10 protein-coding genes and 1 pseudogene are annotated in these 11,228 nt (G+C 58.7%); 1 reads left to right on the forward strand and 10 read right to left on the reverse strand.

The genetic code is table 11. The features are described 5' to 3' along the window. Positions 1 to 59: 59 nt before the first annotated feature. The 8 genes from X744_RS152075 to X744_RS152040 form a co-directional block, all read right to left on the reverse strand. Positions 60 to 1,010 carry a LysR family transcriptional regulator gene (locus X744_RS152075; RefSeq protein WP_023760349.1) on the reverse strand — a complete coding sequence of 317 codons (951 nt, stop codon included), beginning with the start codon at positions 1,008 to 1,010 and terminating at the stop codon, positions 60 to 62. A 66-nt stretch (positions 1,011 to 1,076) separates the two neighbouring features. Beyond that, positions 1,077 to 1,865 (reverse strand): ABC transporter permease, encoded by a 789-nt coding sequence (locus X744_RS152070; RefSeq protein ID WP_023736275.1) that lies wholly within the window; start codon positions 1,863 to 1,865, stop codon positions 1,077 to 1,079. A 3-nt stretch (positions 1,866 to 1,868) separates the two neighbouring features. Further along, positions 1,869 to 2,780, reverse strand: coding sequence for a nodulation factor ABC transporter ATP-binding protein NodI (gene nodI, locus X744_RS152065; protein ID WP_023760350.1), 912 nt, complete (start codon positions 2,778 to 2,780; stop codon positions 1,869 to 1,871). Positions 2,781 to 2,784: 4 nt separating this feature from the next. After that, positions 2,785 to 3,069 (reverse strand): carbamoyltransferase N-terminal domain-containing protein, encoded by a 285-nt coding sequence (locus tag X744_RS152060; protein ID WP_023760351.1) that lies wholly within the window; start codon positions 3,067 to 3,069, stop codon positions 2,785 to 2,787. Between the two features lie 35 nt (positions 3,070 to 3,104). After that, the gene (gene nodS / locus X744_RS152055) at positions 3,105 to 3,713 is read right to left on the reverse strand and encodes a nodulation methyltransferase NodS (RefSeq protein ID WP_031260585.1); all 609 of its coding nucleotides are present in this window, start codon (positions 3,711 to 3,713) and stop codon (positions 3,105 to 3,107) included. Positions 3,714 to 3,748: 35 nt separating this feature from the next. Then, entirely contained in the window at positions 3,749 to 5,107 is a 1,359-nt protein-coding gene (nodC, locus tag X744_RS152050; protein WP_023760353.1) for a chitooligosaccharide synthase NodC, read from the reverse strand. A gap of 14 nt (positions 5,108 to 5,121) precedes the next feature. Beyond that, positions 5,122 to 5,781, reverse strand: coding sequence for a chitooligosaccharide deacetylase NodB (gene nodB, locus X744_RS152045; RefSeq protein WP_023760354.1), 660 nt, complete (start codon positions 5,779 to 5,781; stop codon positions 5,122 to 5,124). After that, positions 5,778 to 6,371 (reverse strand): NodA family N-acyltransferase, encoded by a 594-nt coding sequence (locus tag X744_RS152040; RefSeq protein WP_023736281.1) that lies wholly within the window; start codon positions 6,369 to 6,371, stop codon positions 5,778 to 5,780. Before X744_RS152040 ends, nodB begins: the two co-directional genes overlap by 4 nt. 238 nt (positions 6,372 to 6,609) lie before the next feature. On the opposite strand from X744_RS152040, the pseudogene X744_RS01000000169900 reads away from it, so the two are divergent. Further along, positions 6,610 to 7,711, forward strand: a pseudogene (locus tag X744_RS01000000169900) (LysR family transcriptional regulator). Between the two features lie 483 nt (positions 7,712 to 8,194). Here X744_RS01000000169900 and X744_RS152030 read toward each other — a convergent pair. After that, positions 8,195 to 9,226 (reverse strand): LacI family DNA-binding transcriptional regulator, encoded by a 1,032-nt coding sequence (locus X744_RS152030; protein ID WP_023760358.1) that lies wholly within the window; start codon positions 9,224 to 9,226, stop codon positions 8,195 to 8,197. Positions 9,227 to 9,529: 303 nt separating this feature from the next. After that, a complete protein-coding gene (locus X744_RS152025) occupies positions 9,530 to 10,858 on the reverse strand; it encodes a dicarboxylate/amino acid:cation symporter (RefSeq protein ID WP_023770900.1) in 1,329 nt (442 codons plus the stop codon). Between the last annotated feature and the right edge of the window lie 370 nt (positions 10,859 to 11,228).

Here is an 11,228-nt window from a genome sequence, read left to right on the forward strand (position 1 = left end):
GGAATCGCCCAATCCCAATCGCCATCCATGCCTCCTCTCATAACCGAGAGGTCAGTTTCTCAATTCGGCCGACAAGTGAGACGCCCGGTGCTCTTAGGCAGGGTAATCATACGAGATGCCTCCTGCAACATCATTTCCCGCATCCATAGGCTTGCCGGATCATTATTGTGAAGCGCAGGCCATTGGACGGCCTCCGTGAATGCGGCAGGAAGTGGCGGCGGAAGTTCGACAATCCGCAGGGGTGTTAATTTTGCGAAATGCTGCGCCAGCCGCAACGGCATGGTCCCGATGCGGCTGGTGCCTGATAGAAGGGGCGGGATCATGCTAAAGCCGTGTACGACGACCTCGATACGTCTCTCGAAACCGTTCTCGAGCAAATACCATTCCTCGATGGAGGGCTGCCGGGTGTCCCCGAATTTAAGCACAACCTGCCCCATCGACAAGTATCGGTCGAATGTAAGTGGCTCTGACAGCTGCTTGTTCGTGCCGCAGCCTACGCATACGAGCATATCTTCGAACAGGGCTGCGCGAGGATGTTTCGACATGAACACTTCCGGCATAATCAGAAAATCAACGTCGCCGCGCCGGAGAAGCTCCTCGGGGTCGTCGGAAATAGGCAGACATTCGAAGCGGACGGCGGGAGCTTCCCGCGCAGCACGCTTTACGATTTTCTTAAAAAATACGAGTGTGAGGTAATCGGAAAGGATGATGCGGAAGCGACGATCCGATCCGACCGGGTTAAAGGGGTCCCAGGAAATAATCGACAGCTGGATGTGCAGCAATGCCTCCCGGACTGCTGTGGCGAGCCCCTCCGCGCGCGGTGTCAAAATGAGTTCGCGGCCGTTCATCGTAAATAGCTCATCGCTGAAATAGGCGCGTAACCGACCGACGGCGGCGCTCATGGCCGGCTGACTCAGGTTAATACTGCGGGCTGCGGCGGTGACTTTACGCTCCCTGATCAAAGCGTCCAGCACAACGAGGAGATTTAGATCGAGTCCCTTAAAACGCATGCATTGACCTATCCGACCCGTGGATGGGTATCGCCCAAATAATCAATTTCACGAATGGTGAGAGCGTCAACGCATCAGCCGACGACGAAACAGAGCAACCGATAGGAAGAACGGCAAAACCGTGTATATGCAAAGCGCGCCGATATGCAGGCCCATGCTGCCGGCCGGACGGCCAAGCATCGCCGGACGAATGAGGTCAATTGCATGTGCGAGGGGCAACAAGGAGGCGACGTCCTGAAAAGCGCCGGGCAATTGGTTGACCGGAAACATCGCGCCGCAAAGGAAGAGCATGGGTGTTATAACAAGCGTATTATAAAATATGAAATATTCATAACTGGGCGCAAGCGCCGTGACGACCATCGCTAGACTTGCGAAGGCGAGGCCACTGAGAGCGATGACTGGCAGCAAGCAGAGGATGGATGGCCACGATGCGTAGCCGAGCGTGGTGGCAACAATAGTGATTGCTGTGCCCGCCATCAGGGCCTTGGTGGCTGCCCACGCCAATTCGCCGAGTAAGATATCGCCGAGCGTCAGCTGAGTGCATAGCATTCCTTCCCAGGTGCGCTGGTCGCCCATGCGGCCGAAACTCCCGTAAACCGTTTCAGCGGTCGCCGATGCCATCGCGCTTGTGGCAACCATGCCAGCCGCGAGAAACGCAATGTACGAAGTGCCCTCAACAGGACCTATCATTGTTCCGATTCCAAAGCCGAGACCGAACAGATAGATCATCGGATCGGCGAGGTTGCCGAGCACCGATGCAAGCCCGATTTTCTTCCATCCAAGATAGTTGCGGCGCCAAACCGCGACCCAATTCCACGCATTGGCGGGCATGCCCGCCGCATAACGTTCGCCCATTGTTCAGTCCTCCATCTCGCGCCCGGTTAGCCGCAAAAACACATCCTCGAGATTGGGGGGACGCTGCAGAAGGCGTAGACCCGCGCGCCCGCGTAGCTGCGCCAGCACCTGCTCCGGATCGGGTGCATAGCAAAAAAGCGTCTCACCGCTCACCTCGATGCGCTGTGCGTACGGCCGGATCAGCGCACCCAGTTCATGCGGATTGCCGCCGTAGACCTCGACCACGTCACAGCCGATCTGCTCGTCAATGAGTGCGGACGGGCGGCCTTCGGCGATCTTGCGCCCCTCCTCCATAACGCACAGCCGATCGCACAGCCGCTCGGCCTCTTCCATGAAATGGGTAGTCAAAAGAATAGTCTTGCCCCGCGCCAGCAGCGATCGCAGCCGTTCCCAGATCAGGTGGCGGGCCTGCGGATCGAGGCCGGTGGTCGGCTCGTCCATCACCAGCAAGTGCGGGTCATTGATCAGCGCACGCGCGAGCGTCAGGCGCCGCTTCATGCCGCCGGACAGTTCGGCGACGCGCGCATCCGCTTTGTTCTCGAGGCGGGCGAACTCAAGCAGCGATGGTATGACCGCATCGATCTGGCGTCTGCTCATCCGGAAGTAGCGCCCGAACACCAACAGGTTCTCGCGTACAGTGAACGCGGTATCAAGATTGTCGAACTGCGGGACCACGCCGATGCGCATACGTGCCAAACGCGCGCGCGCCGGCACTGGAACGCCGAGCACAGCAATCTTCCCCGCATCGGGCGATGTCATGCCGAGGACCATACGCGCAATCGTGCTTTTGCCCGCGCCGTTCGGTCCCAAGAGCCCGAAGCATTCCCCCGCCGCAACGCGGAACGACAGTCTGTCGACAACGAGCTTGTCATAAGTTTTGCTTACGTCAGTAAGATCGATCGCTACCATGGACATGGGTTCATTTTACCGAGAGGGACGCCAAGACTGGCGGTTGCTTGGTTGCCTGCCGGACCTGAAACTGTGACTCGTCTTCGCCATCCCAGCCGTCGATAACGAACTGATCGACATCACAAGGATTTAGCCCCTGTTCCGGTAAAGCGGCGATAATTGCGTCGAGATTACCGATGGCTTGGTAACGCGGATCGTTGTGCCGCTTTTCCTGGTCAACGCAGAAGACGAGCCGTCCATCCTCGACCAGGGCGATCGCCCCATCATGGGTCAGCTTGGTACCACAGATGCGCATAGTGTCTCCAGGTTAACGGCGATAGATTCGATTCATCAGGAAGCGGAAAGCGGGTTCCGGAAACGGACGAGCAAGCAGTCTTCGTTGACCGACTCGCCCCGACACTCAAGACGCTCTACCTCGATCAACGTTTCGTTCAGCATGGCGATGACCGGCTCAGCACCAGCGGCGTGACCCCAGCGACGGCAATTAGCATCCCTTGCCGATCCGAAGATCAGATGCCCGCCTGGCGCAAGCACCCGCACCAGGTTTTTGACGGCCGCGCGCATCTCGGCTATGTCTTCGAGATAGTAGAGGACCTCCGCCACAACGATCAGGTCAAACAACTCGTCGGTCGAAAACTGTTGAACATCGGAGACTATCCACTTGATGCGCGACGGCTCGTTTATCCGTTGACGTGCTCGAGCAATAGCTTGCGCCACGACATCGATGACGGTGAGCCCTTGGCAGTAGGGGGCTAGTTTTTCCGTGAATGCGCCGGCAGCGCACCCGACTTCGAGGGCATTTGAAATGGAGCCTTGGGCAAGCGCCAGCTGGAGCATTTGCGTGTGGCGCTTCCGCTCGAACGGATTGCCGTCGAGAAGCCACGGATCGTCTGCGGCCAATTCCCGATCAAGCAACTGATGATTCACGTTCTGGGTCAAACTCGTGCACCTCTCGTCCACTAGGTAATTAGCGATCACTCGTCGCCGCAAATGTTGCCCGACAGCACTAATTCCGAAGAATCCCGCGCAAGATTGAGCCTGCGAAGCGGAGCCGCATGCGGCGAGAATTCTGCCCTGCTGGAACCAGTGATCGGAGTTTGGGTGGGGGCCTGTTTTCCCCCAGTGTTCGATGTAGCGACAGCAGAGCCTCGCGACAGCCAATCGCTATTGCTCAATGTACACAGCGCGTAGGCTTTCAACGGAAGCAAGAGAAAGATGTTGATGAACGTGTGCAGCGAAAAGCCCAGAAATCGAAACTGTCGGGCACGAAATGCTACCACGCTGCATCGGAGCATGGTCATGGACACAATCATCAGTCCTGTCCACCAAGGCACAGAGCCTGTCAGTGCGAAATGTGCGAGGCCCGTTAATACCGATACGGCGAGGAGTAGCGCGCCGAGATTCTGTCCGACCACGTCCAACGTGAGATAGCTATTCAGGCTGGGCAGCAAGCGCAGCCCAAGCAGCGTGTCCCGGAATGTGCTTCGTGCCCAACGGAGTTGTTGGCGCAGATACGGTCCGAGTCTGTTCGGGACGACTGTGGCCGCGATGGCGCTCGGAACGTACTCGGTTCGAAAGCCTGCTTTCAGCATCAGGATAGTAAGATGGCGATCCTCACCGAAGTCGCTTGGCTTGCCCCGAAAAAACTGCGACTCGTACTGGTCCAGTAACAAAAGGAGCGCAGACCGGCGGTACATGGCACATGGGCCGCAACAGCACATAACGGCACCGAAGCGAGCCTGCGCCGCGCGCTCCTCGTTGCAAGCCAGCCAGTACTCCATGTCTATCAGCCTGGTCAGCCAGCTCTCGCTCCGGTTACTGGCCGTCAACTGACCCATGACCGCGCCGACCGCTGGATTTCGCATCTTCGGTACAAGCTTGGCAATGACGTCGGACGCGAGTAGCGTGTCTGAATCAACGTTAAGCACCAGATCCCCGGATGAGCGGCGTATCGCGGCGATCTGCGCCTTGCGCTTTCCAACATTCTCGGGAAGCAAAATGATGTCGAACCTAGGGTCGCGCGCGTAGGTTTCGTGGACAGTTCCTACGGCTTCGCGATTTCCAGAACCGTCATCAACCACATAGACCCGAAGTCTTCCGGCGTATTCTTGGTCTGCAATGGAAGCCAGGCACTCTGAAAGCGTGCGCGGATCCTCGTTGAAGCAGGGGACGATGACATCCACGCTGGGCAGTTGATCGGAGCCGACGAGAACCTCTAACGCGGACGAGTCCTTTGTCGGCAGAGCATAAAGCCCCTGCATGCCCTTATAAGCAGTCGAGAGCAGCGCATAAAGCGATATGGCCACAGTGCTGGTTGTACCAAGAAGAGTCATGGGATCTCGTTTGTTCAGTGATGTTGAGGAAGTGAGCGGATTACAAATCCGCGCTCACGCAATGCTGGAATCAGCCGGGACAGCGCCGTGACCGTCTGGTCGCGCAGACCGGCGTGAGCGCCCTGGCTTAACTCGCCGGGAGGGCATCCGTCGTGCAAGAGTACGATTGCGCCCGGCCGGACAGAGGCGAGCACTTTATCGATAATCGCGTCGACCCCAGGGCGAGACCAATCTCGAGGGTCGACGGACCAATGGAGGGCCGCCAGCCCGGCGATCTGTGAGGCTGTGAAGACTTCTTCGCTCCAGGCGCCGTAGGGCGCGCGAACATAGCGCACCGAGGCCTGCGGGCACGCTCTCATGATGGCGTCGTTCGCTTCAAAGACCTCACGTTGCACTTCGCCGAAACCGCATTGGTACAGATCCGGATGAGACATCGTGTGGTTGCCTACCTCGTGCCCTTCTGCGACCATCCGTTGGATTAGATCTGGGTGCTCTAAGGCGTAGGCGCCGATGACGAAGAAAGTCGCCGGCACCCGCTGCTCTGCCAGCACATCGAGAATCTCCGGTGTGAAAAGTGGATTGGGACCGTCGTCAAACGTCAGATAAACGCTGCGACGGCCGGTGCCGTCAGAGCACTCACGGCGCACTTCGTACAAGCAATCGGGACGGCTCATAGCTCTGGTCCGTTCCGATCTATCATCGTGCCCGTGGGCCATTCGCTGATCGGCCGTCCAACCGGCAGAACAATGGTGAGTGCGTCATCGATGCGTGTGGGCGGCAGGTCGAGGCGGGCCTCTGGTCGGGTGGAGCGCACGCGAATTCCCGACAAAACGGCCAAAGGCCTGTATCGCCGCCCGAACCTCTCAACATGATTCCGCAGCGCGTCCCGGACCGTTCCGAAAGCGAATGGAACGCCAAGCTCCTGCAGTATTGGAAGCATGACATGGATTGAATGGGCGATTCCGAGACCCTCAAGGTCCGGACGTACCCCGTACAGGCCCAGCTCAGCCACCAACAGGTCGACCGCGTCAACCTTGATGAAACGGCGTAGTATGCCCATGTGAGCCGCTACACCGCTTGAATCATAGGCGATCACGCGGAGTTCAGGCCTGGCTCCGGCCCAGCTTCGACTACCTTCGAACGGTTCTGCGTTGGACGCCCCAGTCGGCCCGTACGTATCACGAAAGAACTCGGCGAGCTCAACGTGATCGGAGAGCTGCAACTCGTTTTCCCAGCACAACTTCCACTGCACCTGATGGCGCATTCAGGACCTCTCTTCATATTAGTTTTTTGCGGCCGCATTACCCGACCAAAGCGGCGCTGTTGGCTGCATTCAGCCGTTGTCGTTGGCGAAGGTGAGCCAGACGCTCTCTCGAAGTTCCGGCCCGTGTCGTCGATTTGAGCTTGACGTCGCTCATTAACGTTCCTCTAATGCATGGCTCGTAAATTCGTAAAATTGATTGTTTGAATGATACGCATCCACACGTTGGATAGAACATGACATGCGTTTCAAGGGACTCGATCTAAATCTCCTCGTTGTGCTGGACGCTCTGATGAGGGAGCGTAAAGTCACTGCCGCGGCTCGCAGTATCAACCTGAGCCAGCCGGCCATGAGCGCCGCCGTTGCTCGGTTACGCGCCTATTTCAACGATGAGCTATTTACGATGAACGGCCGCGAGCTCATTTTGACACCGCGCGCCGACGGGCTCGCCACGGCAGTCCGGGAGGCATTGCTGCACATCCAGCTATCGATTATTTCCTCCGACGCTTTCAACCCGGCCCAATCGGATCGTCTCTTCCGAATGATGCTTTCCGATTACATCACGCTCGTATTTTTTAAGAAGATCGTAGAGCGTGCTGCGCGGGAAGCTCCCGCCGTTCGCTTTGAATGTCTGCCTATTTGCGACGACCCCGAGGAGCTTCTCCGGCGCGGCGACCTTGATTTTCTGATTATGCCGGAAGTGTTCATGTCGAAACATCCTCGCGCAGCCCTGTTCGAAGATATGCTCGTATNTTGATTTTCTGATTATGCCGGAAGTGTTCATGTCGAAACATCCTCGCGCAGCCCTGTTCGAAGATATGCTCGTATGCGTAGGCTGCGGCACGAACAAGCAGCTGTCAGAGCCACTTACATTCGAGCGATACATGTCCATGGGGCATGTCGTGCTCAAATTCAGGCACACCCGGCAGCCCACCATGGAGGAATGGTATTTGCTCGAGCACGGTTTCGAGAGACGTGTCGAGGTCGTCGTACAGGGCTTTAGCCTGATCGCGCCCTTCCTGTCAGGCACCAACCGCATCGGGACCATGCCGTTGCGGCTGGCGCAGCATTTCGCAAAAACAACACCCCTGCGGATTGTCCAACTTCCGCCGCCACTTCCTCCTCCCGCATTCACGGAGGCCGTCCAGTGGCCTGAGCTTCACAATACTGATCCGGCAAGCATGTGGATGCGGGAAATGATGTTGCAGGAGGCATCTCGCCTGGCGCCTTTGCCTGAAATCATTGAGCGCCTCGGGCACGCCGATCCGACCTTGCGGTTGTTGGTACCGACTGCCACCTCGATTTCGCGTGCGAAGTCCCGGAAGATGTTAAGCCCCACTTAAACACCGGGCCTTTGCCCAGCAGAGCGGCGCAGTTGCTCGTCAAGTACGAGGGCCAGGAACGAGCAGAACACACGCCCGGGGTAGCTACTGAATTGACTGCCGCCTCCGATTCTGATTGCGGAGTCCCAGAAGATGCTCAGCCCCACTTAAATGCCAACGTCGCAGGCCTTGCCGCGGCTTTTCACGCGCGGCCAGGCGAGGAGATGGCGGTCGACGTGGTCGATCCAATCTGTGCCAGCCGCGCTCGGCTACTGGCGTTGACGACAGTGCCCTGCACCGAGAAAGTCGGGCACTTGGCAATGAAGCCGGTGGAGCTTGACGCTGCGGACCCAGGCAATTGACCCCGCGCTTCTGCCTGAACGCGTGGCCGATCCGTTCATCTAATCGGCGCTTCATCCTGCCCGGCTGAGGCCCGTGGGTGCGGCCACCCCGCGGGATGGGATCATCATTCAACTCCCCGACTTACGATAGAGTCCATGAGTTTCATATATTTTCCGGCAGATGGATGTCGAACGGGAGAAATGTCTGTCCGGGTGTTTCAGCGGTGCCGGTCTCGATAGCCCGCGTCATCAGCATTATCAGCTCCTGGCAAAGTCGGCGCATTGGCGTGGCGACCGCCATCGTGACGACATTATCTGCGAGCGCCGCCCGAGACTCCGGCGTGATTTCATTCACGATCGCGACGAGATCGCGACTTTTGCCCTCTTCTCGGAGCGCGGAGATGGCGCCCTCCATGCCGCCGCCGGCGACATAGAAGCCGACGAGCTCGGGCTCTCGCTGCATGAGATCAAGCGTTGCCTCGTAGGTGATCTGCCGTTTCTCGAGGTTCATGACTGGATCCAGCACCTCGAACGTGGGCGCGTTCTCACGGCAATAGGAGCGAAAGCCGACGTCACGGAGCTCGTGCCCCTGGAAACGATGGCTGCCGACAAAAACCGCCACTTTGCCGGGCCGTTTTGCAACCTTGGACACCATCCAAGCGGCCGTGCGCCCCACCTTGCGGTTGTTAAGGCCGATATACCCCTGTCGCACTCCGGCGGCGAAGTCGGAAAGCAGCGAGAAAACCGGAATGCCTTTGGCCTTGAGGTCCTCAACCGCTGCTGTAATTTTCGGGTGGTCCGGTGCCACCATCGCGATCGCATGGCAGCGTGCGCCCAAATCCTTGAGCGGCGCGATCAGGTCGCTCGGCATATGTGACGGGGCGAATTCGACGAGCGGAATGCCGTGGAAGGACTGGGCCAAATTGACCGATGCTTCGACCTCGCGCGCAAAATCTTGGTAGAAATGCTGGGCCGGTTTTCTCAAGATGAAGCCCAGACGGTAGTGCGGTAGGTCTCGCCGCAAGCGCTGCTTGATTAGCCCGGCAGCATGATAGCCGATCGCGTGGGCGGCGTCGTGGACCCGCCGCGCGGTCTCCTCGCGCACCGGATGGCGGGCGTTCAGAACCCGGTCGATCGTTGCTACGCTGACTCGGGCTTCGCGGGCGAGATCGGCAATTGTGGGGCGCTTGGTCATAGGTCCTATTCTGATCGGCTTTTGACGCGGGCCGGCTCTCTGTCGCCTAACGCGTTTCGGTTTCGGGTGGCAAAGTGAAGACGTCCCATACGAATGGCCAACAGCGTGTTGGACGAACATCATTCCAGACGTAAACCGGCCGGGTATACTGAAAGGCTCATTCGCTTAAAGGGCGGTGACGGTTTGCACTCACACATTTAGCGCTTCTGCTACATGGTCCGTGAGGAGCCGTTTAGAGGCTGCGGGTCGGTCGTCAGTTCATGTGACCAGCTAGGCGACTTAACAGGTCGTGGGCCGCCCACCTTATTGGGAGGAGGGTAGCCGGTTTGATGCCTCGGCAAGCTGATGACCGCAGAAGGCGGCTTTCATCTGTGCTCGGTCCAATTCTCCTTCCCAGCGGGCGACGACGAGGGATGCCACTGCGTTGCCGACGCAATTCGTCAGCGCCCGGCATTCGGACATGAAGCGGTCGATGCCGAGTATCAGTGCCATGCCAGCAACGGGAACACTCGGAACTACGGCGAGCGTAGCCGCCAGGGTGATGAAGCCCGCGCCTGTGACACCTGCAGCGCCCTTGGAGGAAAGCATTGCTACGAGCAGCAGCAGCACCTGATCGCCGATGGACAGATCCGTGTTCGTCGCCTGCGCGATGAAGAGGGCCGCCAGCGTCATGTAGATATTCGTGCCGTCCAGATTGAATGAATATCCGGCCGGGATGACGAGACCCACAACCGAACGCCTGGCGCCCGCCTTCTCCATTTTCTGCATCAGCGAAGGGAGCGCCGCCTCCGAGGAGGACGTTGCGAGGACAAGCAGCAGCTCTTCCTTGATGTAGCGAATGAGAGAACAGATCGAGAAGCCGTTGTAGCGGCAGACCGCGCCGAGAACCCCGAACACGAAGAGGAAGGCGGTGAAATAGAACGTCGCGACCAGCATCGCGAGGTTGACCACCGAACCGATGCCATATCTGCCGATGGTGAAGGCCATTGCGCCAAAAGCGCCGATCGGCGCGGCCTTCATCAGAATTCCAACGAGCTTGAAGACAGGCGCGATGAGCGCCTGAAGGAAGCAAACGACAGGCTTGCCCGGCTCTCCGGCCATCGCAAGCGCCATGCCGAACAGAACCGAGAAGAACAGCACCTGCAGGATGTCGCCTTCCGCGAAGGCACCGACGATCGTTGGCGGGATGATGTTCATCAGAAAGCCGGTGACCGACTGCTCGCTGGCTTTTGCGGCATAGGTATTCACGGCCTGGACATCGAGCGAGGCCGGATCAATGTTGAGGCCGGCGCCAGGCTGGACGACATTGGCGACGATGAGGCCGACGATCAGCGCGAGCGTCGAGAAGGTGAGGAAATAGACCATTGCTTTACCGGCGACCCGGCCGACCTTATGAAGATCGTTCATGCCGGCAATGCCGGTGGCAATTGTCAGGAAGATGACAGGCGCGATGATCATCTTGACCAGCTTGATGAAGGCATCACCCAGCGGCTTCAGGCTCTCGCCTGTCTCCGGATAAAAATAGCCAATTGCGACGCCGAGCGCGATGGCGGCAAGCACCTGGGCGTAGAGCTTGGTGTAGAAGGGTTTGCGGGGCGCGGGACTCGCGCCGCGAACTTGTGCAGCTGACACTGTTTCTCTCTCCCTGACCGGATCGAGGTGGCGTGACTTCTCCCGGGCTTCTCCCTATCGCGGCGCTCCGGTCGAACGCTGCACCAACGCCGCCGCAATACCCATGCCAGATGAATCCGCATGACCTGAACTGACGTGGGCTCGCCAATGATGGAGGAATGCGGTGTCAGCCAGCGGGATAGGCCGCGGTCCGGCACGCCCTTGATGGTCTCTGGCAGAGTGCTGCCGGTCGGTCCCTCTGGCTTGCGGTTTTGTTGCACAGAGCGTGGTGGGTTCCTCGTTTTAGCCGGCTTTGGACGGGCCGCATCGCTGGCGCCAGCGCAGGTTCTGTCGGCCAGTGCTTTTGGGTGCGTCGTCAATCGTTGTGTTG

It is taken from the genome of Mesorhizobium sp. LNHC252B00 (assembly GCF_000502955.1).
Taxonomy (GTDB): Bacteria; Pseudomonadota; Alphaproteobacteria; order Rhizobiales; family Rhizobiaceae; genus Mesorhizobium.

Bases quoted from the DNA above. Each gene is read 5' to 3' on its own strand.
- X744_RS152060 (WP_023760351.1), bottom strand. From the start codon at position 3,069: ATGCGCATCTGTGGTACCAAGCTGACCCATGATGGGGCGATCGCCCTG.
- X744_RS152070 (WP_023736275.1), bottom strand. From the start codon at position 1,865: ATGGGCGAACGTTATGCGGCGGGCATGCCCGCCAATGCGTGGAATTGG.
- X744_RS152075 (WP_023760349.1), bottom strand. From the start codon at position 1,010: ATGCGTTTTAAGGGACTCGATCTAAATCTCCTCGTTGTGCTGGACGCT.
- X744_RS152040 (WP_023736281.1), bottom strand. From the start codon at position 6,371: ATGCGCCATCAGGTGCAGTGGAAGTTGTGCTGGGAAAACGAGTTGCAG.
- nodB (WP_023760354.1), bottom strand. From the start codon at position 5,781: ATGAGCCGTCCCGATTGCTTGTACGAAGTGCGCCGTGAGTGCTCTGAC.
- nodC (WP_023760353.1), bottom strand. From the start codon at position 5,107: ATGACTCTTCTTGGTACAACCAGCACTGTGGCCATATCGCTTTATGCG.
- X744_RS152030 (WP_023760358.1), bottom strand. From the start codon at position 9,226: ATGACCAAGCGCCCCACAATTGCCGATCTCGCCCGCGAAGCCCGAGTC.
- nodI (WP_023760350.1), bottom strand. From the start codon at position 2,780: ATGTCCATGGTAGCGATCGATCTTACTGACGTAAGCAAAACTTATGAC.